We start from the raw sequence: 25,707 nt of genomic DNA, 5'->3' as shown, positions 1-25,707 counted from the left end.
AGGCCCCTGCGCGTCTGCGGGTGTCGGCAGAAATGCGATTGCGATAATCGCCCCCTCGCTCGATAATCGATCAAAAGCCTGCCGAGGATAGGGTCGATGGACGATAACCGCACCGCTCACGCCACCGGTCTGCCGCCACTGGCCGCGCCGCCCATCATCGCCTCGCCGGCCAAGCGCATCGAAGCCTTCACCGGCGACCCGAATTTCATGACCTCCCTGGCCCGCGGCCTGGCGGTCATCCACGCCTTCCAGGAGCGCAAGCGCCAGCTGACCATCGCCCAGATCAGCCATCGCACCGAGATCCCTCGCGCCGCGGTGCGTCGCTGCCTGCACACCCTGATGAAGCTGGGCTACGTCACCACCGATGGGCGCACCTATTCGCTGCTGCCCAAGGTGCTGACCCTGGGGCACGCCTATCTGTCGTCGACACCCCTGGCGGTCACCGCCCAGCCGGTGCTCGATCGCCTCAGCGAGCAACTGCACGAAGCCTGCTCCATGGCCACCCTGGAAGGCGACGAGATCCTCTATATCGCCCGCTCGGCCACGCCGCAGCGACTGATCTCGGTGGACCTCAGCGTTGGCAGCCGGTTGCCGGCCTATTGCACCTCCATGGGCCGCATCCTGCTCGCCGCCCTGGACGATGCCGCCCTGCACGACTACCTGGAACACGCCGACCTCCAGGCCAAGACCAGCCGTACCCTCTATCAGCCGCCGGCGCTCATCGAGTGCCTGGGCCAGGTGCGCCAGCAAGGCTACGTCATCGTCGACCAGGAGCTGGAAGTGGGGCTGAGATCCCTGGCGGTGCCCCTGAGGGACGCCGCCGGCCAGGTGCTGGCGTCGCTCAACGTCGGCACCCACGCCAGTCGGGTCAGTCGCCAGGAGCTGGAGACGCGCTTCCTGCCGGTGCTCCTGGCGGCCAGCCAGGAATTGAGCACCCGGTTGTTTCACTAGCGAATCCGGTCGATTATCGGCCATATCGCCGATAATCGAATTGTCAGCTGTCTGGGGTTGGGCTTAACGTCGGCGCAGTGGCGCAACACGCCGATAACAACAACACGAGCAGACCACCATGACGCACACCCTCGCGGGCGCCGTGCCCCTGGCCGATTCCTCGGCCACGGCGACAGCCGGCACCCTGGACGTCCAGCAGTTCATCAATCGCCAGGCGCTGTCCGCCTACCAGTGGCGCATCGTCGCCCTGTGCTTTCTCATCGTCTTTCTCGACGGCCTCGACACCGCGGCCATGGGCTTCATCGCCCCGGCGCTGTCGGTGGAATGGGGCATCCCGCGGGCCAGCCTGGGGCCGGTGATGAGCGCCGCGCTGGGCGGCATGGTCTTTGGCGCCCTGGGTTCCGGGCCGCTGGCCGATCGCTTCGGTCGCAAGGGCGTGCTGGTGGTCGCCACCTTCATCTTTGGCGGCTTCAGCCTGCTGTCGGCCTTCAGCAGCAACCTCGAACAGCTGGTGATCCTGAGATTCCTCACCGGGCTGGGCCTGGGCGCCGCCATGCCCAATGCCACCACGCTGCTCTCGGAATACACCCCCGAGCGCCTCAAGTCGCTGCTGGTGACCAGCATGTTCTGCGGCTTCAACCTGGGCATGGCCGGCGGCGGCTTCGTCTCGGCCTGGATGATCCCGGCCTATGGCTGGCACAGCCTGCTGGTGCTGGGCGGCGTGCTGCCCCTGGCGCTGGCCGTGGTGCTGCTGCTCTGGCTGCCGGAATCGGCGCGTTATCTGGTGGTGCACGGCAAGAGCGCCGAGCGCATCCGCCGGGTGCTGGCACCCATCGGCCGCGAAGCCGCCGAGGCGCGGCACTTCGTGGTGCCCGAGCAGAAGTCGGTCAAGACCGGCAACGTCTTCGCGGTGATCTTCAACCGCAGCTACAGCGCCGGCACCCTGCTGCTGTGGCTGACCTATTTCATGGGCCTGGTGATCGTCTACCTGCTCACCAGCTGGCTGCCGACGTTGATGCGCGACGCCGGCGCCAGCCTGGAGCAGGCCGCCCTGATCGGCGCGCTGTTCCAGTTCGGCGGGGTGCTCAGCGCGGTGTTCGTCGGCTGGGCCATGGACAGATTCAATCCGCACAAGGTGATCGGCCTGTTCTATGTCCTGGCGGGCGTCTTCGCCTATTGCGTCGGCCAGAGCCTGGGCCAGGTCGCCTTGGTCGCCACCCTGGTGCTGGTGGCCGGCATGTGCATCAACGGCGCCCAGTCGGCCATGCCCTCGCTGGCGGCGCGCTACTACCCGACCCATGGCCGCGCCACCGGGGTCTCCTGGATGCTCGGCATCGGCCGTTTCGGCGCCATCACCGGCGCCTGGATGGGCGCGACCCTGCTGGGCCTGGGCTGGAGCTTCACCCAGGTGCTCACCGCGCTGCTCCTGCCGGCGGGTCTCGCCGCCCTGGCGGTGCTGATCAAGGGGGTGGTCAGTCACGCCGACGCGACCTGAGGTCGATGGCTTCCCTTTTGCCGGTGGCGGGCGCTAGGCGCAGGCGCTGCCACCGCGTAAAGTTGCACCCTTTGCTAGCTTCGCAGTCACCCGCCCTAGAGCCTGTCCATAATCTGCTGCGCGTCGGCCAAACAGCGTTGAAAACCCCTTCGGAATGCTCATTTACTTTAAGTAAATTCCGCTTCCTCAGGCCTTTTCGCCTTGTTTGGCTCTAGCTCGCGAGATTATGGACAGGCTCCTGGAGCGGGTGCAGACGTCCAAGGGGTTCCATGAAAGGTTTCGCGCGCAGCGGACAGTGGGCTGTCCGGCTGGTAACGCTTATCGCTTGCTTTCTGATTGCGCCGGCCTTCGCCGAGACGCGCCAGGTGACCGACGTCCTCGGGCGCACGGTGACCATCGAGGCGCCGGCCAAGCGGGTGGTGCTGGGCTTCCACTATGGCGACTACCTGGCGGTCGGTGGCGAGCAGGCCTTCGACGCCGTGGTCGGTGTCTCCCGTGGCGCCTGGGAGCGCAAGGTGCCGGCCAACTGGGCGCTCAACGTCGCCCACCGACCTTCCCTGGCCAGCCTTCCCGATGTGGGCGAGACGGAAAACAACAGCTTCTCCGTGGAAAAGGTGCTCGCCCTCAAGCCGGATCTGGTGGTCCTGGCCGCCTGGCAATTCCAGGCGCTGGACAGCGAGGTCAAGCGCCTGGAACAGCTCGGCATCCCGGTGGTGGCGATCGACTACAACGCCCAGACCCTGGAGCGCCACCTGGCCTCCACCCGCCTGCTCGGGGTGATCACTGGCCAGGAGGCGCGCGCCAACGAACTGGCCGACTTCTACGCCAAGGTGGTGCAGGACATCCAGACCCGCATCGCGGCGGCTCATCGCCCGAAACCACGGGTCTATGCCGAGTTCGGCAACAAGGGCCCGGCCGAATACTCCTTCACCTATGGCCGCAACATGTGGGGCGCCATGGTTACCCTGGCCGGCGGCGACAACATCGCCGCGCCCTTCATCCAGTGGTGGGGGGTGATGAATCCGGAGCAGGTGCTCCTGGCCCAGCCGGAGGTCATCTTCATCTCCGGGCGTGAGGACAACAGCAATCCCTCCGCCTTGCCCATGGGCCCCGGGGTCTCTGCCGACGACGCCCGCAGCCACCTGCGCGCCTTCATGCAGCGACCGGGCTGGGCCAATCTGCCGGCGATCCGCGACGGGCGCCTCTATGGCGTCTACCAGGGCGCCTCGCGCAGCCTGGAAGACTTCGCCATGCTGCAATTCATCGCCAAGCAGCTCTATCCGGATCTGTTCCAGGACGTGGATCCCATGGCCAACTACCGCGAGTACTACCGCCGCTACATGCCGATCCAGCCCGAGGGCACCTTTGCCATAGGCCTGACGCCATGAGCGAGGCCGCGAACGCCAGCCACGGCAACGCCATCGCCGAGCAACGCGCCCGCGAGCGCCGCCGCTGGCGCGCCTGCGGGGTGTTTCTGCTGCTGACCCTGGCGGGTCTGGTGCTGGACATCGCCACCGGGCCGTCGCTGCTCTCGCCGCTGGAAGTGCTCAAGTCGCTGACCGGGCTCGGCGAGCGGCAGCCGATGACCGACGCCATCGTCCGCGACCTGCGCCTGCCGGTGGCGCTGATGGCGCTGGCGGTGGGCGCGGCCCTCGGCGCGGGCGGGGCGCAGATGCAGACGCTGCTCAACAACCCCATGGCCAGCCCCTACACCCTGGGCATGGCCGCCGCCGCCGGTTGTGGCGCCGCCCTCAGCCTGGCGCTGGGCAGCTTCGGCCTGGGCGCGCTGATCGGGGTGCCGCTGGGCGCCTTCGCCTTCGCCATGCTGGCGGCGCTGTTTCTCTTCGCCCTGGCCTCGCTCAAGCGCACCGGCAGCGACACCATCATCCTCGGCGGCATCGCCCTGCTGTTCCTCTTCCAGTCGCTGCTGTCGCTGGTGCAATTCCTCTCCTCGCCGGAGCTGTCGCAGCAGATCCTCTTCTGGCTGTTCGGCAGCCTCGGTCGCGCCACCTGGACCACCCTGGCCATCGTCGCCGGGGTGACCCTGCTGTGCTGCCTCCTGCTCCTGCGCGATGCCTGGAAGCTGGCTGCCCTGCGGCTGGGCGAGGCACGGGCCGAGAGCCTCGGCGTAAATATCCGCCGGCTGCGCCTCAAGGTGCTGATCCTGGTGGCGGTGATGACCGCCACGGCCACCAGCTTCGTCGGGGTGATCGGCTTCGTCGGCCTGGTCGCGCCCCATATCGCCCGCTGGCAGGTGGGCGAGGACCAGCGCTTCCTGCTGCCACTGTCGGCGATCTGCGGCGCCCTGATGCTGTCCTTCGCCTCGGTGCTGTCCAAGTCGATCCTGCCCGGGGCGCTGTTTCCGGTGGGCATCGTCACCGCCATCGTCGGGGTGCCCTTTCTGCTCTGGCTCATCTTCGCCCCCCGCAGGTCCAGCCCATGATCCGCCTCCAGGACCTCGCGCTGAAGCGCGGTGATCGTACCGTCATCTCCGGACTCTGCACCGAGCTGCACGCGGGGCAGGTGCATGTGATCCTCGGCCCCAACGGTACCGGCAAGACCACCCTGCTGCGCGCCCTGGCCGGTGACCTGCCGCTGGCGGCCGGCCGGATCGAGCGCGGCGCCAGGCGGCTGGTGGCGGGGGCTTCGCTGCGTGGTCAGCGGGACGGCTGGCGCCAGGGCGTGGCCTACATGCCCCAGGATTCCCATGCCGAGGCGGCGCTGTCGGTGCTGGAGACGGTGGCCATGGGCAGCCTGGAACGGCTGACCCTGCATCTGGACGATGAGCTGCTGGAACGGGCGCTGGGCAAGCTCGACGAGGTGGGCATCGGCCATCTGGCCTCGCGCCAGCTGGGTGCCCTGAGTGGCGGTCAGCGGCAACTGGTGTTCTTTGCCCAGGTGCTGATGCGCGAACCCGAGGTGATGCTGCTGGACGAACCGGTCAGCGCCCTGGATCTGCGGCACCAGATCAACCTGCTCGATCGCGTGCGCCACGAAACCCGCCTGCACCAGCGGGTGACCGTGGTGGTGCTGCACGACCTCAACCTGGCCTGCCAATACGCCGATTCGCTGCTGGTGCTGGTCAACGGTGGCCTGCTGGCCGCCGGCCGACCCGCCGCCATCGTCACCGCCGACCTGCTGGAAGCCACCTACGGCGTGGCGGTGGACATCCTCCACGACCGCCAGGGTCGCCCGGTGGTGCAGCCGCTGACCGGTCAGGCCTTCAGCGAGGCCTGACTCTAGAGAGCCATAAAGCGGCTAACAAAACGTAGCGAGCGGCTGTCAGGCGGGTGCGCGCGGCGCGCAGGAGCCGCAGTGTACAAGCAGTACATGAGGACTCCGAGCACTGCACGCGCCCGCCTGGCGGACGCGCAGTAGTTTTGTTGGGTGCTTTTAGAAGGTGTAGGTGAAACCGGCCTGCACCGTACGCGGCTCGCCCGGATAGCTGTAGGCGTTCCAGGAGCTCTCGTCGTAGCCCTTGTTGAAGACGTTGCGCACGTCCAGGTTCAGCCGCAGGTGCTCGTCGACCTTGTAGAAGCTCAGCAGGTCGGTGACCGTGTAGCTGTCCATCGTGTAGTCGCTGAGAGCGGTCTTCTGGCCTTCGCGTTCGCCCACGTACTTGAGGTTGGCGCCCAGCCCCAGGCCGCGCAGCACGCCGTCATGGAATTCGTAGACGTTGAGCAGGTTGACGGCATTGCGCGGAATGTTGGTCAGGCGCGTGCCGCGGGCCAGGGTGTTGTCCTTGGTGACCTCGGCGTCGGTGAAGGCGTAGCCCCCGAGGATGCGCCAGTTGGGCGTCAGGTCGCCAGTCACGTTGACTTCGAAGCCGCGGCTGCGTACCTCGCCGGTAGCGACGTTGAAGGTGGGTTCGACCGGATCCGGGGTCAGGACGTTTTCCTTGACCGTATGGAAGATCGCCGTGTCGACGCTGAGGCGGCCGTCCAGCGCCGCCCACTTCATGCCCACTTCGTAGGCCTTGCCTTCTTCGGGATCGAAACCCCCACCTTGGAACGCCGCGCCGGTGTTGGGCTTGAACGACTTGGAGGCGCTGGCGTAGAGGGCCAGTTCCGGGGTGAGGTCATAACTGACGCCCAGGCGCGGGGTGACGGCGTTCGAGTCCTTGCTCCAGTCACCGGTGACAATCCGTCCGTTAGCGAGGACCTGGGGTGGCATCTTGTTATCGTAGTCATGCTCGAAGCGCTCCAGGCGCACGCCACCCAGCACCTTGAGGCGCTCGGTGAGGGCGATCTGGTCCTGCACGAAGGCGGCCCAGGTCTTGAGCGTCTCATGGTCGTGGGTGGCAACGCGGGTCAGGGCGGGGCGCGGCTGACCCAGGACCGGATCGACCAGATTGACCGGATAGACGTTGGCGCCGCCGGGGGAGCGCTGGATGATGGAGCGGTAGTCATAGTCTTCCACCTCGATCCCGGTGATCAGGGTGTGGCCGAGGCCAAAGGTGTCGAAGCGACCGGTCAGGTTCAGCTGCAGGTCGCGATCGCTCCATTCCAGCTTGCGGTAGTTGAAGTTGCGGCCGAGGGTCACGCCGTCGGCCTGCACGCCATTGGCTTCCACGGCATTGCCCTTGAGGCTGCCGTCGAGGTACTGGAAGCCGCCGGCCAGGGTCCAGGCGTCGTTCAACTGGTGCTCGAAGCGCAGCTGATAGGCCTCGCTGTCGCTGTGCAGCAGGTTGGTGGTGCCCTTTTCCCAGGCATTGGTGGAGCGACTGGCCTCGGCGCGCTGGGTCAGGTAATTGGTGCGGCCGCGATCCAGCGGGGCGTTGCTGCGGATGATGTCGGCCTCGAAGGTGATGAGGGTGGCGTCGGTGGCCTGCCAGCTCAGCACCGGGGCCACTTCGTAGCGCTCGTGCTCGACATCGTCGCGGAAGCTGTCGCCGCCTTCGGCGATCAGGTTGAGGCGATAGGCCAGGCGGCCGTCTTCATCCACCGGGCCGGTGGTGTCCAGGGTGCCGCGCCGTAGGCCCTGGTCGGTGAACTGGCTGCCGAGGGTGGTCTTGCGCTCGCCCAGCGGCTGCTTGGTGACCACGTTGAAGGTGCCGCCCGGATCGCTGCGGCCATAGAGGGTCGCCGCCGGGCCGCGCAGGACCTCGACCCGCTCCAGGGTGGCGGCATCCGGCGCGCTGGGATAGCCGCGATTCATGGGGAAGCCGTTGCGGAAATATTCGGAGCTGGTGAAGCCGCGCACCGTGTAGCTGGTCAGGCCCTGACCGCCGAAGTTGTTGCCACGGCCGACGCCGCCGGCCTGGTCCAGCGCCTGCTGCAGGCGGGTGGCGGAGAGGTCGTCGAGGGCCTCGCGGGAGACCACGCTCACCGACTGGGGCGTCTCGTGCAGCGGGGTGTCGGTACGGGTCGCACTGCTGGAACGTTCTGCCTTGTAGCCCTGTACCGGACCGGTGGGCGATTCGGCCGCGCCGACGATGGTGAGATCGGACAGCGCCTGGGGCGAGTCTTCCGTCTGCTCCTGGGCATGACCGGCGAGGGGGAGGGCACAGAGGGGCAGCAGATAGAGAGCAGGGACCAGCCGGCGCATTGTTATCGTCCTGGGGTTGGGGAGGCGGATTCTAGAGCGGGTTACAAACTGGATACAACTGCGAGTCGTTACCGCCTGAGACATATTTTCATCGGGCTGGTCGGTTCGCTGGCGACGTCCGGCCCGGGTGTCCGCGCCGAGGCGCCGGCAGACGTCTACCGGACTCGCTGCGGGAGGCGGGGCCGACGCTTTTGCCGTAGCATGCCGCTCCTTTGCCGTCGTGACCGCCCATGAATACCGCCACCCTTGCCCGCCTCTCCGAGCTCCTGCTTACCGCCCTCGCTTCGCCGCCCGCCGAGGCACGCCGACTGGTGCATGGACGTGGCCGGCTGCTGCCGGGGCTGGAGCAACTCACCGTGGACTGGCTGGAAGGCGTGGTGCGGGTGGGGTTGTTTCGCGAATTGCCCGCGGCCGAGCTGGAGGCCCTGCGCGCTACTCTGACCGCCCTGGGCGAGACCCCGGTGTGGATGGCCAGCGGTGCCCGCAGCCTGCTCTTACAGCATCGCTATCGCCTGGACGCCGCCAGCGAGGCGCTGATCGGCGCGCCGGTGGGGGAGCACGTCATCCACGAGGACGGCCTGAAGTTCGGCCTGGACCTTACCCGCCACCAGAACATGGGGCTGTTCCTCGACATGCGCCTGGGCCGCCGCTGGGTGCGCGAGCAGGCCGCCGGCCTGCGCATCCTCAATCTGTTCGCCTACACCTGCGGCTTCTCGGTGGCCGCCCTGGCCGGCGGCGCGGCCCAGGTGGTCAATCTGGATATGGCCCGCGGGCCCCTGACCCGCGGCCGCGAGAATCACCGGCTCAATGGCCATGACCTGGGCAAGGTCAGCTTTCTCGGTCACGAACTGTTCAAGTCCTGGGGCAAGGTACGCAAGCTGGGGCCCTATGACCTGGTGATCGTCGATCCGCCCAGCTTCCAGCAGGGCAGCTTCGCCCTGACCAAGGACTACGCCCGCATCCTGCGCCGCCTGCCCGAACTGCTCACCCCCGGCGGCCGGGTGCTGGCCTGCGTCAACGACCCCGGCGTGGGCGCGGATTTCCTCATCGCTGGCATGGCCCAGGAAGCCCCCGGACTGGCCTTCGTCGAGCGCCTGGCCAATCCACCGGAATTCGCCGACGAGGATCCCGAGGGCGGACTCAAGGTGCTGGTGTTCCGGCAGGAACAGGCGTCGTAGTTTGGATTGAGCGCAGCGAACCCCAATGGTGCCCGGGTTCGGCTCTGGCTCGTTGGGCTTCGACGATAGAGCCGTCTCAACCCAACCTATACCGGGCCAGGCTCAACCCTGCTTGGGCAAGCGCCGATAGAGCTGTTCGACCTTTTCCCGTGCCCAGGGCGTGCGGCGCAGGAAGGTCAGGCTGGACTTGATGGAGGGCTCATGGGTGAAGCAGCGCAGCGGGATGCGCCGCCCGAGTTCTTCCCAGCCGTGATGCTCCACCAGGCGGGTGAGCAGGGCTTCGAGGGTGATCCCTTCCAGGGAGGCGCGGGGCTTGTCGGACATCGGCAGGGCTCTGGGTAAGGGCAGGGCAGTGTAGCCGTTGCGACGTCGCTCTGCGCAGCGAAGCGGTCGCCCGCCTGCGGAACGATGCTGTTCGATAATCGAACTGTTAGTCGATTATCGGATTGTTTGCGTCGATGGGGCTTTGTAGTCTGACCCCAGACCGCCGCACCGGGCGGCGCCGACAACAAAGACGCGAGTCGACAATCCATGGCCCAGATCCTGTCCCTGAGCGAAGCCATCCAGCGCTTCGTCCACGATGGCGAGACCGTCGCCCTCGAAGGCTTCACCCATCTCATTCCGACCGCCGCCGCCCACGAGCTGATCCGCCAGAATCGGCGCGACCTGACCCTGGTGCGCATGACCCCCGACCTGGTCTACGACCTGCTGATCGGTGCCGGCTGCGCCAAGCGGCTGATCTTTTCCTGGGGTGGCAACCCCGGTGTCGGCTCCCTGCACCGGCTGCGCGATGCGGTGGAAAAGGGCTGGCCGCACCCGCTGGAGATTTCCGAGCACAGCCACGCGGCCCTGGCCAATGCCTATGTCGCCGGTGCCTCCAACCTGCCGTTCGCCGTCCTGCGCGGCTACCAGGGCTCGGACCTGGCCAAGGTCAATCCGGACATCAAGTTCATCGCCTGCCCCTTCACTGGCGAAAAACTGGCTGCTGTGCCCAGCGTGCGCCCGGACGTCACCGTCATCCATGCGCAGAAGGCCGACCGCCAGGGCAACGTGCTGATCCAGGGCATCCTCGGCGTGCAGAAGGAAGCGGCCCTGGCCGCCCAGCGCTGCATCGTCACCGTGGAGGAGATCGTCGACGACCTCCAGGCACCGATGAACGCCTGCGTGCTGCCGACCTGGGCGCTCAGCGCCGTCTGCGTGGTGCCGGGCGGGGCGCATCCGTCCTATGCCCACGGCTACTACGAGCGCGACAACCGCTTCTACCAGGCCTGGGATCCGATCGCCCGCGATCGCGACACCTTCACCCAGTGGATCGACACCTACATCCGCGGTACCGCGGACTTCGCCGCCTTCCAGGCGAAGCTGGCTGCGGAGGCCTGAACCATGAGCGACTTCACCACCAATGAAATGATGACCGTGGCCGCCGCGCGCCGCCTCGGCAATGGCAGCGTCTGCTTTGTCGGCATCGGCTTGCCGTCCACCGCGGCGAACCTGGCACGCCTGACCCATGCGCCGGACGTGGTGCTGATCTACGAATCCGGCCCCATCGGCGCCAAGCCGTCGGTGCTGCCGCTGTCCATCGGCGACGGCGAACTGGCCGAGACCGCCGACACCGTGGTGCCCACCGGCGAGATCTTCCGCTACTGGCTGCAGGGCGGGCGCATCGACGTCGGCTTCCTCGGCGCCGCCCAGGTCGACCGCTTCGGCAACATCAACACCACGGTGATCGGTGACTACCACCAGCCCAAGGTACGCCTGCCGGGCGCCGGCGGCGCGCCGGAGATCGCCGGTTCGGCCAAGGAGGTGCTGATCATCCTCAAGCAGTCGCACCGCAGCTTCGTCGACAAGCTGGCCTTCATCACCTCGGTGGGCTTCGGCGAGGGCGGCGATCACCGCCAGCAGCTGGGCCTGCCGGGCAAGGGCCCGACCGCCATCATCACCGACCTCTGCATCATGGAACCGGAAGCCGGCACGAACGAATTCGTGGTGACCGCCCTGCATCCCGGGGTGACTCGCGAGCAGGTGGTGGCCGCCACCGGCTGGGCCCTCCGCTTCGCCGATCAGGTCGCCACCACCGAGGCGCCGACCGCCACCGAACTCGAGGCCCTGCGCGATCTGCAGGCCCGCACCACGGCGGCCCACGGCGGCCAGAAGGGAGGCGAGGAATGAGTCGCCCCGTCTATATCTGCGACGCCGTCCGCACCCCCATTGGCCGGCTCAACGGCGGGCTGTCCGCCGTGCGTGCCGATGACCTGGCGGCCATTCCGCTCAAGGCGTTGCAGGAACGCAATCCCCAGGTGGACTGGACGGCCGTGGACGAGGTGTTCATGGGCTGCGCCAACCAGGCCGGTGAAGACAATCGCAACGTGGCACGCATGGCGGTGCTGCTGTCGGGACTGCCGGAAACCGTACCCGGCGTGACCCTGAATCGCCTCTGCGCCTCGGGCATGGAAGCGGTGGGCCAGGCCTACCGCGCCATCGCCCTGGGCGAGATGGAGCTGGTGATCGCCGCCGGGGTGGAATCCATGACCCGCGCGCCCTATGTGATGGGCAAGGCCGACAGCGCCTTCGGCCGTGGCCAGAAGTTGGAAGACACCACCCTGGGCTGGCGCTTCGTCAATCCGGCAATGAAAGAGGCCTATGGCGTCGACAGTATGCCGGTCACCGGCGACAACGTAGCCGCCGACTATGGCGTCAGCCGCGCCGACCAGGACGCCTTCGGCCTGCGCAGCCAGCAGCGCGCCGCGGCGGCCCAGGAATCCGGTTATTACGCCGAGGAAATCGTCCCGGTGACGATCAAGGGCAAGAAGGGTGACGTGGTGGTGGAGCGCGACGAGCATCCGCGTGCGGACACCACCGCCGAAGGCCTGGCCAAATTGAAGCCGGTCAACGGCCCGGACCAGACCGTGACCGCCGGCAACGCCTCGGGCCTCAACGACGGCGCCTCGGCCATCATCCTGGCCTCGGCGGAGGCCGTCAAAAAGCACGGCCTGACGCCGCGGGCCAAGGTGCTGGGCATGGCCAGTGGCGGGGTAGCGCCGCGCATCATGGGCGTCGGCCCAACGCCGGCGGTGCGCAAGCTGCTCAAGCAACTGGACCTGACCATCGAGGCCTTCGACGTCATCGAACTCAACGAAGCCTTCGCTGCCCAGGGCCTGGCCGTGCTGCGCGAGCTGGGCGTGGCCGACGACAGTCCCAAGGTCAATCCCAACGGCGGCGCCATCGCCCTGGGTCATCCCCTGGGCATGAGCGGCAACCGCCTGGTGCTCACCGCGGTGCACCACCTGCAGAGGACCGGCGGCCGCCTGGGTCTCGCCACCATGTGCGTGGGCGTCGGCCAGGGGTTGGCGCTGGCGGTGGAGCGGGTGGACGGAGCCTGAGGTTCCTAGGTTAATCGCGGCCATGGGCCGCTCCTACAAGAGCATGACCCTGTAGGAGCGGCCCATGGCCGCGATGGCCAGAGCTGATCGTAGAGCCATTGCTCAGCAAATGTCCTAAATCTCACCCATCCCCATGCCCACACCTCCTGTAACCGCGTGTGTCTCTCCTGGTCCGATGGCGGTAGGCTGTCCTCCGTCCATCCATACCTATAATTAAGGATCTCCATGAGCACTCACCCGCATTACAGCTTCGAGGAGCGCAAGAAGCGCATCTTCGCCATCGTCGGCGCCTCGTCCGGCAACCTGGTGGAATGGTTCGACTTCTACGTCTACGCCTTCTGCTCCATCTACTTCGCCGCCGCCTTCTTCCCGAAGAGCGATCCCACCGTGCAGCTGCTGAGCACCGCCGGCGTCTTCGCCGCGGGCTTTCTCATGCGGCCCCTGGGCGGCTGGATCTTCGGGCGCATCGCCGACAAGTACGGGCGGCGCACCTCCATGGTCATCTCCATCCTGATGATGGGCGCCGGCTCCCTGGCCATCGCCTGCCTGCCCACCTATGCCAGCATCGGCGTCGCGGCGCCGGCCCTGCTGCTGCTCGCGCGACTGCTGCAGGGCATCTCGGTGGGCGGTGAATACGGCACCACCGCCACCTACATGAGCGAGGTGGCGCTGCGCGGCCAGCGCGGCTTCTTCGCTTCCTTCCAGTACGTCACCCTGATCGGCGGCCAGTTGCTCGCGGTGCTGGTGGTGGTGATCCTGCAGCAGGTGCTCAGCGACGAAGAGCTGCGCGCCTGGGGCTGGCGGATTCCCTTCCTGGTCGGCGCCGCCGCCGCGGTCATCTCGCTGTTCCTGCGTCGTTCGCTGGAAGAGACCACCACCGCCGAGACCCGCGCCAACAAGGAAGCCGGTACCTTGAGCGGCCTGTTCAAGCACCACAAGGCGGCGTTCTTCACCGTGCTCGGCTACACCGCCGGCGGCTCGCTGATCTTCTATACCTTCACCACCTACATGCAGAAGTACCTGGTCAACACCAGCGGCATGGACGCCAAGACCGCCAGCGCCGTGATGACCTGCGCCCTGCTGGTGTTCATGCTCATGCAGCCGCTGTTCGGCATGCTCTCCGACCGCATCGGCCGGCGCGCCTCCATGCTGCTGTTCGGCGGCCTGGGCGCGGTCTGCACCTGGCCGATCCTCACGGCGCTGGCCAGCGTCCAGAGTCCCTTCGTGGCCTTCCTGCTGATCTGTCTGGCCATGGCCATCATCAGCCTCTACACCTCCATCAGCGGCCTGGTGAAGGCGGAGATGTTCCCGCCGGAAGTGCGCGCCCTGGGCGTGGGCCTGTCCTATGCGGTGGCCAACGCGGTCTTTGGCGGCTCGGCGGAATTCGTCGCCCTGAGCTTCAAGACCCAGGGGCATGAAGAGGTGTTCTACATCTACGTCTCGGTGATGCTGGTGGTGGCCTTCCTGGTCAGCCTGCGGCTGCCGCGGCAGGCCGCCTACCTGCATCACGATCATTGAGCCCGAGGAGTCCCCATGTCCAATCTGCTGTTCGACGCCTACTTCACCAGCGCCGCCATGCGCGCGGTGTTCTGTGACCACGGCCGACTGCAGGGCATGCTGGACTTCGAAGCGGCCCTGGCGCGCGCCGAGGCCGCGGTGGGGGTGATCCCGGAGACGGCGGTGGCGCCCATCGCCGCCGCCTGCCGTGCCGAGCGGTACGATGCCGCCGAGCTGGCCCGCGCCGTGGTCAGCGCCGGTAACTCGGCCATTCCCCTGGTCAAGGCCCTGGGCCGGCAGATCGCCGCCCAGGCCCCCGAGGCCGAGCGCCATGTGCACCGCGGCGCCACCAGCCAGGACGCCATGGACAGTGGCCTGGTCCTGCAGATCCGCCAGGCGCTGGACCTGCTGGATGCCGACCTGGCGCAACTGGCCGAGGCCCTGGCCAGCCAGGCCGAGCGCCATGCCGGTACCGTGCTGGCCGGCCGCACCTGGCTGCAACACGCAACGCCCGTGACCCTGGGCATGAAACTGGCCGGGGTGCTGGGCGCCATCAGCCGTCACCGCCAGCGCCTGGCCGAACTGCGGCCAAGGGTGCTGGTGCTGCAATTCGGCGGCGCCTCGGGCAGCCTGGCCGCCCTGGGCGCTGACGCCCTGCCGGTGGCCGAGGCCCTGGCCCGCGAGCTGGGGCTGAGCCTGCCGGAGCAGCCCTGGCACACCCAGCGCGATCGCCTGGTCGAGGTCGGCGCCTGGCTGGGCCTGGTGGCGGGCAGCCTGGGCAAGCTGGGGCGCGATCTGTCGCTGCTGATGCAGACCGAGGCCGCCGAGGTCTTCGAACCCTCGGCGCCGGGCAAGGGGGGATCGTCCACCATGCCGCACAAACGCAATCCGGTGGGCGCGGCGGTGCTGATCGCCGCCGCCACCCGCGCGCCGGGTCTGGTCAGCACCCTGTTTTCCGCCATGCCCCAGGAGCACGAGCGCAGCCTGGGACTCTGGCACGCCGAGTGGGAAACCCTGCCGGAGCTGTTCTGCCTGGTCTCCGGTGCCCTGCAGCAGGCGCAGTCCATCGTCGCCGGGCTGGAGGTCGATGCGGCGCGGATGCAGGCCAATCTGGAATTGACCCACGGCCTGGTGCTGGCCGAGGCGGTGAGCATCGCCCTGGCCGGACGCCTGGGGCGCGAGGCCGCTCACCACCTGGTGGAGCAGAGCTGCAAGCGCGCCGTCCAGGAGGGTCGCCATCTGCGGCTGGTGCTCGGCGATACCCCCGAGGTCACCGCCGAACTCTCCAGCGCCGAGCTGGATCGCCTGCTGGACCCCGCCCATTACCAGGGCCAGGCCCGGGCCTGGGTGGCCCGCGCCCTGGCCGAACATCGCACCCTGCCTACCCATTCCTAAACCAGAGGACTGCCTGATGCCCAGCGTACGTCTCGCCGATGGCGACCTGAACTACCGGCTGGAGGGCCCCGAGGGCGCCCCCGTGCTGATCCTGTCCAATTCCCTGGGCACCAACCTGGCCATGTGGGACGACCAGGCCGCCGCCTTCAGCGAGCGCTTTCGCCTGCTGCGCTACGACACCCGTGGTCACGGCGCCTCCCTGGTGACGCCCGGCCCCTATCGCATGGATCAGAACGGCCGTGACGTCCTGGCCCTGGCCGACGCCCTGGGTATCGACCGCTTCGCCTTCTGTGGCCTGTCCATGGGTGGCTCCATCGGCCAGTGGCTGGGCATCAACGCCCCCGAGCGGGTCACCCGTCTGGTGCTGTGCAACACCGGCGCCAAGATCGGCACCCCCGAAGTGTGGAATACCCGCATCCAGACCGTGGAAGCTGGTGGTGAGCAGGCCATGCGCGACCTGCGCGACGCCTCCATCGGCCGCTGGTTCACCCCCGATTTCGCCAGCGCCGAGCCGGATAAGGTCGACCGCATCGTCGCCATGCTCGCCGGCACCTCGCCCCAGGGCTACGCGGCCAACTGCGCGGCGGTGCGCGACGCCGACTTCCGCGAGGTGCTGGACGCCGTCCGCGCCCCGACGCTGATCGTCGCCGGCACCCACGACGCCGTGACCACCCCGGCCGACGGGCGCTTCCTGCAGGAACGCATCCCCGGCGCCGAGTACGTCGAGTTTCCCGCGGCCCACCTGTCCAACGTGCAGATGGGCGCTGCCTTTACCCAGCGCGTGCTGGCCTTTCTCAGCGCCTGAAGGAGTCGATCTTGGACGAAAGAGAACGTTACGAAGCCGGCATGCAGGTCCGCCGCGCGGTGCTGGGCGACGCCCACGTCGATCGCAGCCTGGAAAAGCTGACCCCCTTCAACGAAGAATTCCAGGAGATGATTACCCGCCACGCCTGGGGCGATATCTGGACCCGCCCGGGTCTGCCGCGGCACACCCGCAGCCTGATCACCATCGCCATGCTGATCGGCATGAATCGCGAAGGCGAATTGCGCCTGCACCTGCGCGCCGCCCGCAGCAACGGGGTGACGCGGGAGGAGATCAAGGAGCTGATCATGCAGAGCGCCATCTACTGCGGCATCCCGGCGGCCAATGCCACCTTCCATCTGGCGGAGACGGTGTGGGATGAGTTGGGGGTGGAGTCGCTGGAGGGGTGAGTTTCCCCCCTTTGGCCCCTGTTTGGATGATGCCCGCCGGGTTGGATTTGGCGGGCGTCGTTGTTTGGGGCGGACGTAGGTTAGCGAAGCCCAACGGTGTGGGGCATTGGGTGCCTTGGCTTGTTATCGAGTGCTTTGATGGTTTTGGTTTCGCCCACCCGGGCGACTCACTTTTTTCAGTCGCCAAAAAAGTAAGCAAAAACGCTTGCCCCGACCATACGGCCTTCCGCTTCGCTCCAGGTCCGCTCACGCCAGCGCCGTTCCGGGGTCGGTCCAGATGGGCCGTCCCTGGCCCACTGGACCTCTCGCCGCATCCCTGCGGCTCGACCCACTCCACGACGCTGGCGTTCGCCCTGCTGAACGGGGCGATTCACGCGCCTGATGCCTTGGGTGCAAACCGGTAGGGTGGACAACGGCGCAGCCTTGTCCACGTGTTAAGCGTTACTCCCTAAGTGGAAAACGCTGCGCGGTTTTCCACGCTACGAATCGCTATGGGTTCTCCCTGAAAACACGAACTCCCAGGCTAGCGCCCCGTCCCCGTCAGTGAGGCCGAGTGCAGGTGTCGCGGAGGGGGATGCGAGGCAGGACGCCGAGCAAGGCGCGAGGGGCAGGAGGCCCCTTCGTGCCGTACCCCTGGAGCGGCGCCGGAGCGAGGGGACCCGAAGGGCCGAAACGTGGGGACAGCGTTTTTGCTTACTTTTTTCGCGCTTGAAAAAAGTGAGTCGCCCGGGTGGGCGAAACAAGAGGTATCAGCAAAGCTTGATAAGCAGCTAGGGCACCGGTAAGCCAAGGCATCCCGGCCAAACTCAGCTGTGTTGGGCTTCGCTTCGCTCAGCCCAACCAACGAAACCGGCACCCCTATCAGCTCTGTCTTGTCAGGCTTCGCTAACGGCCAATGCAAGCGTGGATTTACGCCTTATCGCGGTCGTGGACCGCTCCTACGCAAGCGGCCATCAGCCCGGAGCTTGTTACTTCGCCATCACCCGCGTGATCCGATCCCCCTCGGCATCATCCTGCCCCTTGGCCTTGTTGACCGCGTAGACCACGCCTTTGCCATCCACCACCGCGTGGTTGGGGTAGGTGCCCAGTTCCAGGTTGGCCTTGATGGTGCCGTCCGGGTCGACCACGGTCAGGGTGCCGGCGCCGCGGTTGGTCACGTAGGCCAGGCGCTTGACCGGGTCGAAGGCCACGTTCAGCGCCCCGGCACCGGTGGTGACGTTGTGCAGGGTCTTGCCGGTCTTGGCGTCGACGATCAGCAGGTTGTCGCTGCCCTGCGCGGTGATGAACAGGCGATCGGTCTGGGGATCGTGGGCCACGCCCATGGGGGTCTTGGCGCCCTGGATCGGGAAGACCTTCTCGACCTGCTCGGTCTTGGCGTCGATCACCGCGGCTTCGTTGGTCTTGAGGCTGACGGCGTAGAGCTTGTGCACCGCCAGGTCCAGGTGCATGCCGACCACGGCGAACCGCTCGCCGCGCACGCCCGATTCGATGGCGATGTGCTTGCGCACGGCCGGGGTCTTGGCGTCGAAGCTGACGATGTCCGGGGTCATGGCCGCCGAGGCGAAGGCGCGGTCGAGTTTCTCGTCGACCACCACGGTGTGGGCATGGGGCACGAGGCCGGGTTCGAATTGCTTGACCAGGCCCAGGTCGCTCTGGCGATAGACCGCCACGGTGTTCTGCCGGGTATTGGTGGTCCAGACGGTGCCGTTGCGATCGTCCACGCCCACGCCGTAGACGGCGTAGACACCGGCGTCCTCGCCCTGGGCGGCGGCCGGGGTGATCTGGCGCTGGATGGACAGGTCCTTGGGATCGAGCTTGAGCAGCTGCGAGACCTTGACCGGCGGGCGGCCCACGGCCGAGGTGACGAAGAGGGCGCCGGTCTTGGCGCTGCTGTCCACCTGGTAGAGGCCGGGGACCAGTTTGACCGCGGTGAGGCTGTAGGCCTCGGCGCCGGACAGCGGCACCACCGGCGAGACCTTGAGCGGAAAGACCGCGGCGCCCGAGGGCTGGGCGGTGCTGATGACGATGGGATGCTGGCCGGGGGCGGCGTCTTCGGGGATGCGGATGGTCGCCTTGAAGTTGCCCTGGGCGTCGGCCACGTAGGCGGCGTCGGGGTTGAGCGCCACGCCACCGCGCGACAGGGTGATCTGCTGACCGGGGGTGAAGCCGCGGCCGTCCAGCGCGACCTCGCTGCCGGCCAGGATGGCGGTGCCGCTGACGGGACTGGCCTTGATCTCGCCGTGGTAGTCCGGATCGGGGGCTTCGAAGCTGGAGCGCGCCTGGGCGGCTTGCCCACCCAGCGCCAGCAGGGCGGCCAGCAGGGTGACGGAAAAGACGCGCCGGCCCTTGGCCGAAGACGCTGGAGCGATGTTCATCAGGGATTCCTTGTAGCGGCGATCAAGATACCCGCGCCAGAGCGCCGGGCAGCGGAGGCCCTCCTGGGCTAGGCCATGTTAAGGCGAAAGCGAAATACTTGCATTTAGATTTGCAGGTTTTACGCGAGGTCGCTGTCCGGGGTATCGAGGGTGCGCTGCATCAGGCAGGCGCCGGCGCCATAGCCGGCCAGCTTGGCCTCGAGCGCGGCGTCGGCCGGAACCGGGTGATAGTGATGGCGCTGCCAGTAGCCGATGGCGTTGGACAGCGACACCAGTCGCCCCTGGCGCAGGCGGGCGCGTCGGGCCTGGCCCTTCGCGTGGCGATAGAGCCGCCCGGCCACGCCCTGGCCCTGGGCGGCGGGGTGCACGGCGCAGTCGTGCAGGAACCAGGTCGAGGCCGCGCCCGGCAGCTGCTCCAGGCGGGCGCCCAGCACCGGTGGCAGGCCGTCGTCCCAGGGATAGGCGATCAGATAGCCCTGCAGCCGCGCCTCGGCGTCCAGGGCCGCCCAGCAGTGTTCCGGGGCGAGCTCCAGGCGATTGGCGTAGAAGGCGTGGTCTTCGAGCAGGTCGGCGGGGTAGTTGGCCGCCTGGATGGCGAGGACGGCCGGGAGGTCGGCGGGGCGCAGCGGGCGTATCGAAGGCATGACGAGGCGGGGGAAAAGGTCCGGCCGGGCAGTATGGTCACTGCCCGGCCGGGAGGCAAACGCCTCGGAGCCGTGGGTGGTGAGTCCCGTCGCTAGCCTGCGCCTTGGCGCGGGGACCTGGATTCCAGCGGCGACCTTGGCGTGCCTGGCGCCGCCGCCGGCCCTAGGCCTTGGCGATCAGCCGCGAATTACGCTCGTTCCTGAAGTGCAGATCTTCGATCCGCTGGGTCGCGGTCTCGGCTTCCTGGCGGGCGGCGAGGATGAGGTCGTGGTGCGGGGACTTGGCGCAGACCGGGTCGGCGTTGCGGGCATCGCCGGTGAGCATGAAGGCCTGGCAGCGGCAGCCGCCGTAGTCCTTTTCCTTCTCGTCGCAGGAGCGGCAGGGCTCGGGCATCCAGTCGTAGCCGCGGTAGACGTTGAAGCCGAAGGAGTCGTACCAGATGTGCCTGAGGTCCTGCTCCTTCACGTTGGGGAAGGCGATGGGCATCTGCCGGGCGCCGTGGCAGGGCAGGGCGGTACCGTCCGGCGTGATGGTGAGGAACAGCTTGCCCCAGCCGTCCATGCAGGCCTTGGGGCGCTCTTCGTAGTAGTCCGGGGTGACGAAGATCAGCTTGCAGGGGTGGTTCTCGGCCTTGAGGCGCGCGCGGTAGTCATTGGTGATGCCTTCGGCGCGCTCCAGTTGGGCCCTGGTCGGCAGGAGACCGGCGCGATTGCGCTCGGCCCAGCCGTAGAACTGGCAGGTGGCGAGTTCGACGAAGTCGGCTTCCAGGGCCAGGCAGAGGTCGATGATCTGGTCGATGCGATCGATGTTGTGCCTGTGGGTGACGAAGTTGAGCACCATCGGATAGCCATGGGCCTTGACCGCCTTGGCCATGGCCAGCTTCTGGGCGAAGGCCTTCCTAGAGCCGGCCAGCAGGTTGTTCACCTGTTCGTCGCTGGCCTGGAAGCTGATCTGGATATGGTCCAGGCCGGCTTCCTTGAATTCGGCGATGCGCGCCTCGGTGAGGCCGATGCCGGAGGTGATGAGGTTGGTGTAGTAGCCCAGCCGGCGCGCCTCGCGGATCAGTTCGGCGAGGTCCTGGCGCACCAGGGGTTCGCCGCCGGAAAAGCCGATCTGGGCGGCGCCCATCTCCCGCGCCTCGGCCATCACCTTGAACCACTGTTCGGTGGTCAGCTCACGACCCTGGGCGGCGAAGTCCAGGGGATTGGAGCAATAGGGGCACTGCAGCGGACAGCGATAGGTGACCTCGGCCAGCAGCCACAGCGGCAGGCCGACGTTGTGCTTGCCTATCGCCGGTGGCTGCGGGAGTTGCATGGGCACTCCAGGCAATTGAGAAGTGCCTGCGCTCGGTGATGCAGCGTTAGAAACCCGCTCGGAATGCTCATTTACCATTTGTAAACTCCGCTTCCTCGCGGGTTTCTGCCTTGCCTAACCTTCGCTCGGCGACTTCTCGAATAAGGCTTAGCCGAGCAGGAGCCAGTGCTCTGCACGAGCGACCTCCATGAATTGTTCGACGTCGGCGCCCAGCTCGGGCACGCCGGGGAAGCGTTCGTCGAGGACGGCGATGATGGCGGCCACGTCACGCTGGCCGTCGATCAGCTCGCCGATGGCGGCGGCGCTGTCGTTGAGCTTGATCATGCCCTCGGGATAGAGCAGCACATGGGCGTCCTGCGCCGGCTCGAACTGGAAGCGATAGCCGGGGCGCCAGCGCGGCACCTGGGTGCGGTCGAAGCTCATAGGTCGATTCCTCGGTGCCAGCGGCGCTCGGCGGTGACGCTGTGATAGGGCGGGCGGTGCAGTTCGTAGGCCATGCTCATGGCGTCGAGCATGGTCCAGAGGATGTCCAGCTTGAACTGCAGGATCTCCAGCATGCGCTGCTGGGATTCCCAGGTGGTGTAGTGCTGCAGGGTGATCTGCAGGCCGTGCTCGACGTCGCGCCGGGCCTGGCCCAGGCGGGTGCGGAAGTATTCGTAGCCGGCCGGATCGATCCAGGGATAGTGGGTCGGCCAGGCGTCCAGGCGCGACTGGTGGATCTGCGGCGCGAACAGTTCGGTCAGGGAGCTGCTGGCGGCTTCCTGCCAGGAGGCGCGACGGGCGAAGTTGACGTAGGCGTCCACCGCGAAGCGCACCCCGGGCAGCACCAGTTCCTGGGAGAGCACCTGCTCGCGGTCCAGGCCGGTGGCCTCGGCCAGGCGCAGCCAGGCCTCGATGCCACCTTCGCTGCCGGGCTCGCCGTCGTGATCGAGGATGCGCTGCACCCATTCGCGACGGATCTCGCGATCCGGGCAGTTGGCCAGGATGGCGGCGTCCTTGAGCGGGATGTTGACCTGGTAGTAGAAGCGGTTGGCCACCCAGCCCTGGATCTGCTCGCGGCTGGCGCGGCCCTGGTACATGGCCACGTGATAGGGGTGGTGGATGTGGTAGAGGTCGCCCTTGGCGCGCAGGGCGGCTTCGAATTCGGCGGGCGTAAGGGCGTCGGGCATGGCGTTCACAACTCGATGGACATGCCGTCCCAGGCGACTTCCACGCCCTGGCGCGCGACGATGGCGCGCTCGGGGGAGTCTTCGTCCAGGATCGGATTGGTGTTGTTGATGTGGATCAGCACCTTGCGCTGGCGCTCGAAGCCGGCCAGCACCTCCAGCATGCCGCCGGGGCCGCTCTGCGGCAGGTGGCCCATCTCGGTGCCGGTCCGGGTGCCCACGCCGCGACGCTGCATCTCGTCGTCGGTCCAGAGCGTGCCGTCCACCAGCAGGCAATCGGCCTGGCCCATCAGCTCCAGCAGGGCGGCGTCCGGCTGGCCCAGTCCCGGGGCATAGAACAGCTTGCCGCCGGTGCGTCGGTCGTGGACCAGCAGCCCCAGGTTGTCGCCCGGGTGCGGATCGTGGCGATGGGGCGAATAGGGCGGCGCGGCGCTGCGCAGCGGGAAGGGCGTGAATTCCAGATTCGGACAGGCCGGGATGGTGAAGCTGCCGCTCAGGGCGATGGGCTGCCAGCTGAGCCCGCCGTTCCAGTGTTCGAGCATGTTGAACAGCGGAAAGCCGGTGGTGAGGTCCTGGTGGACCATCTCGGTGCACCAGACCTCGTGGGGGCAGCCTTCGCGCAGGCTGAGCAGGCCGGTGGTGTGGTCGATCTGGCTGTCCAGCAGGACGATGGCGCGGATGCCGGTGTCACGCAGGGCCCGCGCCGGTTGCAGCGGGGCGAAGCCGGCCAGCTGGGCGCGGATGTCGGGCGAGGCGTTGCACAGGATCCAGTTCACCCCGTCGTCGGACAGGGCGATGGAAGACTGGGTACGGGCCTGGGCCCTGAGGGTGCCCTTGCGGAAGCCGTCGCAATTGACGCAATTGCAGTTCCACTGGGGAAAGCCACCGCCGGCGGCGGAGCCGAGAATCTGGATATGCATGGGAAAGGCTAAACCTGGAAAAAGTACGCCCCGGCGAACCGGGGCGTGGGGCGCATCAACGGTTGGCGAAGTACATGGTGACTTCGAAGCCGATGCGCAGGTCAGTGTAAGCAGGCTTGGTCCACATGGGAGGTCTCCTCTTTTGACTGCGAAAGCCGGAAGGATCCGGTCGTCAAGTCTAACAAATGTTACCTAGCTAAGGGTTTTTGCCGCGACGAATCGCTGGCGGTCCGGCGGACATTACTGTCTTACCGATCCTGCAACAGATTGACCGCCAAGGCCGGCCGACGCTCCCGGGAAAGTGTTGAAAGCTATGACATCCAGCCGGATGGCGCGTGGGCATTGGCCAGGGCGAAGCGCGGCGCGTCGCTGGCGGTGAGTTGTTGCCAGGCCTGCTGCAGAGCTTCGGCGTCCAGGGCGGCCAGGGCCTGCTGCAGGGGGGCGAGATCCAGCGCCCCGCTGCGCTGGAAGCCCCACCAGAGTCGCTCGGCCAGGGCGGCGCGCTGAGGGGTGGTGGGGCTGAAGTCGCGCCCCAGCTGACCGATGTCTTCTGCCAGCGTAGTGGCCTCGGCCTGCACCGCGTTGCGGCTGTCGGCCAGGCAGCCTTCGATTTCCGCGAGGATCTCCGCCGCCCGGGCCTGGGGCGACTGCACGCCGATCAGCAGGCCACCGTGATCGCCCAGCAGGCGATAGGCGGAAAACACCGCATAGCCCAGTTGCCGCTCGCTGCGCAGGCGCTGGAACAGCGGTCCTTGCAGGCGCGCCGCCAGCAGCCGCCAGGCGGCTTCGGTGGCGGGGCGCGCATCGGGTTGCGGACAGAACAGCAGCAGCGCCTGCTGGGCATCGGCGCTGGGTTCGTGGTGCCAGTGGCGACCGGTGCAGCCCGGGGGTTCGCCCAGCGGCCCGGCCTGGGGCCGAGGCGGCGGCGTGAGGGCGGCCAGGGACGCCTGCGCCGCCTCGGGCAGGCCACAGGCCAGGGCCTGCCAGCGCGGGTCTGCTTCATTGCTAGTCAGCGGCATGACCGCATTTAGTCGCTCGGGCAGGACCTTGAGCAACTGGCGGATCAGCATGGGCTCGATCGAGGCTGCGGGGAGCGGCTGGGAAAGGTCCAGCGCGTTCGTCAGGCGGCCGAGCGCCTGCTCCAGCACCGCCGGCAGCGCCATGGCCCAGCCCTGCAGCCGCAAGTCCCAGGGTGCCCCGGGCGGACTCCAGCGCAGGCTGACGCCCGCCTCGGCGGCCAGCCGGGGTAACGCGCCCAGCACCCGAACATCGGGCGCGACCGGTGCCGGTCCCGGCCATTGCCAGCGCAAAAACAGCAGGCCTTCGCGCTGCTGGGGGGCAAGGGCCTGGCTGATCGGCCAGGACTGCCTCGTCGGGGCGCTCGGCGTGACGGGGTCGGCGAGCAAAGGATTGATCGGAGGCAGGGCGAAGGGGACGGCGGCGGGAGCTGTTGTGCACGGGGAGTCGGCCAGGCCGGCGGCGAAACCGCTGAGGCGCTCGGGGACCAGTTGCGCGAGCAGCCGGGGCCAGGCGGCCTGGGCGGCCGGGGAGAGCGCCGGTTGTGGCCAGGCGTCTCCTGGCCGATCCAGCCAGAGGCGCTCACCCAGGCGCCTTGCCAGCCCCAGGGCGGGCAGGGTCGCCCAGAGGCGCTGGATACGTTCGGCGTGCCCCTGCTGCAGTGCGGCGAGGGGCGTCTGGCGCAGGGCGTCCAGCCAGGGGCACAGGATGCCGGTCAGGTGGCTCGGGCTGGCCTGGGGGCCGGGCACGAGATCCAGCCGGAGCAGGCCCTGGCGGGCCTGGCGATAGGGCCAGGCGAGGCTCAGTCGTTCGGCCTGGCCCGCTTGGCGCAGGAGGGCGGGCAGGCCGCCGGGATGGTCGCCGAGCAGCAGGGTTTCCAGCAACTCCGCCGCTTCCCAGCTGCCGGGTGGCAGATCGTCGAGGGCGAATTGCACGGCCAGCGTCGGGGGCGTTGTGGCGGTGGTCTGCCAGCGTTCGCCTGCAGCCGGAAGTGCTTGCGGCGCTACGGCGCTGGGCGCCGGGCCAGGGGGCAGCAGGGCGCCCTGTTCCCGGGCCAGGTCGACCAGTTCGGCCAGCGGTTGCGGCCCGGCCAGCACCAGCAGTGCATTGTCGGCCCGGTAGTGCTGGCGCTGGAAGTCGCGCAGGGCCGCCTGGAAGGCCGGGCTCTGCAGCGGCAGGCTGTAACGGTTGCCGGCATGGAAGCCGGCGGCCGGATGGTCGGCGGGCAGGCCGGCGGCCAGGGCCAGGTCGCGGCGGGTGTCGGCGCTGCGCGACCAGGCGATGAATTCGGCGTGCAGCACCTCGCGCTCGCGGCGCTGGGCGTCGGCTGCCAGCAGGGGCGCGGCGAGCATGTCCAGCAGCCGGGCGAGTCCGGCGGCCAGGTGCTCGGGAGCCAGGGCGAAAAAGAAGTCGGTGGTGGTCTCGCGGGTGCTGGCGTTGAGTTCGCCGCCGAGGCGCTGCACCAGCGGCATCAGGCCGTCCGCCGCCGGATAGCGCCGGCTGCCGAGAAAGAACAGGTGTTCGAGAAAGTGCGCCAGCCCCGGAAAGGCCCGCGGCGCCTGGTGACTGCCGGCGCCGATGCGCACCAGGGCGGCGGCCTGGGGCAGCTCGGGAT

At 68.0% G+C, this 25,707-nt stretch carries 23 protein-coding genes and 1 other RNA gene; 13 read left to right on the top strand and 11 right to left on the bottom strand.

Translation table 11 applies throughout. The annotated features are described in order from the left end of the window. The first annotated feature begins 96 nt into the window (after window positions 1–96). From OXS31_RS07515 to OXS31_RS07495, 5 genes are all read left to right on the top strand, one after another. A complete protein-coding gene (locus OXS31_RS07515; protein WP_017642952.1) occupies window positions 97–951 on the top strand; it encodes an IclR family transcriptional regulator C-terminal domain-containing protein in 855 nt (284 codons plus the stop codon). A gap of 118 nt (window positions 952–1,069) precedes the next feature. Next, a complete protein-coding gene (locus OXS31_RS07510) occupies window positions 1,070–2,446 on the top strand; it encodes an MFS transporter (protein ID WP_235389957.1) in 1,377 nt (458 codons plus the stop codon). A gap of 365 nt (window positions 2,447–2,811) precedes the next feature. Further along, window positions 2,812–3,834 (top strand): ABC transporter substrate-binding protein, encoded by a 1,023-nt coding sequence (locus OXS31_RS07505; protein WP_267398600.1) that lies wholly within the window; start codon window positions 2,812–2,814, stop codon window positions 3,832–3,834. Then, the gene (locus OXS31_RS07500) at window positions 3,831–4,889 is read left to right on the top strand and encodes an iron ABC transporter permease (protein WP_027598797.1); all 1,059 of its coding nucleotides are present in this window, start codon (window positions 3,831–3,833) and stop codon (window positions 4,887–4,889) included. Before OXS31_RS07505 ends, OXS31_RS07500 begins: the two co-directional genes overlap by 4 nt. Then, entirely contained in the window at window positions 4,886–5,683 is a 798-nt protein-coding gene (locus tag OXS31_RS07495) for an ABC transporter ATP-binding protein (protein ID WP_027598796.1), read from the top strand. The genes OXS31_RS07500 and OXS31_RS07495 overlap by 4 nt, the downstream gene beginning before the upstream one ends. Before the next feature lie 19 nt (window positions 5,684–5,702). Here OXS31_RS07495 and OXS31_RS07490 read toward each other — a convergent pair. Together OXS31_RS07490 and OXS31_RS07485 are read right to left on the bottom strand one after the other, a co-directional pair. Continuing rightward, window positions 5,703–5,778: non-coding RNA, sX9 sRNA (locus tag OXS31_RS07490), on the bottom strand. Between the two features lie 61 nt (window positions 5,779–5,839). Continuing rightward, a complete protein-coding gene (locus OXS31_RS07485; RefSeq protein ID WP_267398598.1) occupies window positions 5,840–7,993 on the bottom strand; it encodes a TonB-dependent siderophore receptor in 2,154 nt (717 codons plus the stop codon). Between the two features lie 230 nt (window positions 7,994–8,223). On the opposite strand from OXS31_RS07485, the gene OXS31_RS07480 reads away from it, so the two are divergent. Next, the gene (locus tag OXS31_RS07480) at window positions 8,224–9,171 is read left to right on the top strand and encodes a class I SAM-dependent methyltransferase (protein ID WP_181084377.1); all 948 of its coding nucleotides are present in this window, start codon (window positions 8,224–8,226) and stop codon (window positions 9,169–9,171) included. Window positions 9,172–9,273: 102 nt separating this feature from the next. Here OXS31_RS07480 and OXS31_RS07475 read toward each other — a convergent pair whose 3' ends face one another. Then, complete coding sequence (locus OXS31_RS07475) at window positions 9,274–9,495, bottom strand: VF530 family protein (protein WP_027598793.1); 222 nt, start codon at window positions 9,493–9,495, stop codon at window positions 9,274–9,276. A 207-nt stretch (window positions 9,496–9,702) separates the two neighbouring features. Here OXS31_RS07475 and OXS31_RS07470 point away from each other — a divergent pair, with 207 nt between their 5' ends. From OXS31_RS07470 to pcaC, 7 genes are all read left to right on the top strand, one after another. Next, window positions 9,703–10,551 (top strand): CoA transferase subunit A, encoded by an 849-nt coding sequence (locus tag OXS31_RS07470; RefSeq protein ID WP_027598792.1) that lies wholly within the window; start codon window positions 9,703–9,705, stop codon window positions 10,549–10,551. Between the two features lie 3 nt (window positions 10,552–10,554). Then, entirely contained in the window at window positions 10,555–11,340 is a 786-nt protein-coding gene (locus OXS31_RS07465) for a CoA-transferase subunit beta (RefSeq protein WP_027598791.1), read from the top strand. Further along, complete coding sequence (gene pcaF / locus OXS31_RS07460; RefSeq protein WP_267398595.1) at window positions 11,337–12,551, top strand: 3-oxoadipyl-CoA thiolase; 1,215 nt, start codon at window positions 11,337–11,339, stop codon at window positions 12,549–12,551. The genes OXS31_RS07465 and pcaF overlap by 4 nt, the downstream gene beginning before the upstream one ends. A gap of 225 nt (window positions 12,552–12,776) precedes the next feature. Beyond that, entirely contained in the window at window positions 12,777–14,069 is a 1,293-nt protein-coding gene (locus tag OXS31_RS07455) for an MFS family transporter (protein ID WP_267398594.1), read from the top strand. A 15-nt stretch (window positions 14,070–14,084) separates the two neighbouring features. Then, entirely contained in the window at window positions 14,085–15,443 is a 1,359-nt protein-coding gene (locus OXS31_RS07450; RefSeq protein WP_267398593.1) for a 3-carboxy-cis,cis-muconate cycloisomerase, read from the top strand. A 16-nt stretch (window positions 15,444–15,459) separates the two neighbouring features. After that, a complete protein-coding gene (pcaD, locus tag OXS31_RS07445; protein ID WP_267398592.1) occupies window positions 15,460–16,248 on the top strand; it encodes a 3-oxoadipate enol-lactonase in 789 nt (262 codons plus the stop codon). Between the two features lie 11 nt (window positions 16,249–16,259). Beyond that, complete coding sequence (gene pcaC, locus OXS31_RS07440) at window positions 16,260–16,655, top strand: 4-carboxymuconolactone decarboxylase (RefSeq protein ID WP_042137431.1); 396 nt, start codon at window positions 16,260–16,262, stop codon at window positions 16,653–16,655. A gap of 968 nt (window positions 16,656–17,623) precedes the next feature. Here the strand turns inward: pcaC and OXS31_RS07435 are convergent. From OXS31_RS07435 to pqqF, 8 genes are all read right to left on the bottom strand, one after another. Beyond that, window positions 17,624–19,030: an ATP-binding protein gene (locus tag OXS31_RS07435; RefSeq protein ID WP_267398591.1), complete on the bottom strand. Its 1,407-nt coding sequence runs from the start codon at window positions 19,028–19,030 to the stop codon at window positions 17,624–17,626. 119 nt (window positions 19,031–19,149) lie between these two features. Continuing rightward, window positions 19,150–19,674, bottom strand: coding sequence for a GNAT family N-acetyltransferase (locus OXS31_RS07430; protein WP_108581439.1), 525 nt, complete (start codon window positions 19,672–19,674; stop codon window positions 19,150–19,152). Window positions 19,675–19,837: 163 nt separating this feature from the next. Next, complete coding sequence (gene pqqE / locus OXS31_RS07425) at window positions 19,838–20,989, bottom strand: pyrroloquinoline quinone biosynthesis protein PqqE (protein ID WP_197851201.1); 1,152 nt, start codon at window positions 20,987–20,989, stop codon at window positions 19,838–19,840. A 147-nt stretch (window positions 20,990–21,136) separates the two neighbouring features. After that, entirely contained in the window at window positions 21,137–21,412 is a 276-nt protein-coding gene (gene pqqD, locus OXS31_RS07420; RefSeq protein ID WP_267398589.1) for a pyrroloquinoline quinone biosynthesis peptide chaperone PqqD, read from the bottom strand. After that, window positions 21,409–22,158 (bottom strand): pyrroloquinoline-quinone synthase PqqC, encoded by a 750-nt coding sequence (gene pqqC / locus OXS31_RS07415; RefSeq protein ID WP_027598782.1) that lies wholly within the window; start codon window positions 22,156–22,158, stop codon window positions 21,409–21,411. The genes pqqD and pqqC overlap by 4 nt, the downstream gene beginning before the upstream one ends. Before the next feature lie 5 nt (window positions 22,159–22,163). Next, window positions 22,164–23,075 carry a pyrroloquinoline quinone biosynthesis protein PqqB gene (gene pqqB, locus OXS31_RS07410; RefSeq protein WP_027601037.1) on the bottom strand — a complete coding sequence of 304 codons (912 nt, stop codon included), beginning with the start codon at window positions 23,073–23,075 and terminating at the stop codon, window positions 22,164–22,166. Between the two features lie 55 nt (window positions 23,076–23,130). Further along, window positions 23,131–23,202, bottom strand: coding sequence for a pyrroloquinoline quinone precursor peptide PqqA (gene pqqA, locus OXS31_RS07405; protein WP_003243383.1), 72 nt, complete (start codon window positions 23,200–23,202; stop codon window positions 23,131–23,133). Between the two features lie 184 nt (window positions 23,203–23,386). Further along, the coding region (pqqF, locus tag OXS31_RS07400) for a pyrroloquinoline quinone biosynthesis protein PqqF (protein WP_267398586.1) at window positions 23,387–25,707 on the bottom strand (2,321 nt) is incomplete at its 5' end.

This window comes from Pseudomonas sp. GM_Psu_1 (genome assembly GCF_026544185.1).
In the GTDB taxonomy this organism is placed as follows: Bacteria; Pseudomonadota; Gammaproteobacteria; order Pseudomonadales; family Pseudomonadaceae; genus Chryseomonas; species Chryseomonas oryzihabitans.
Note: the sequence above shows the minus strand (reverse complement) of the source record. Positions and strands in the feature narration are given on the sequence as shown.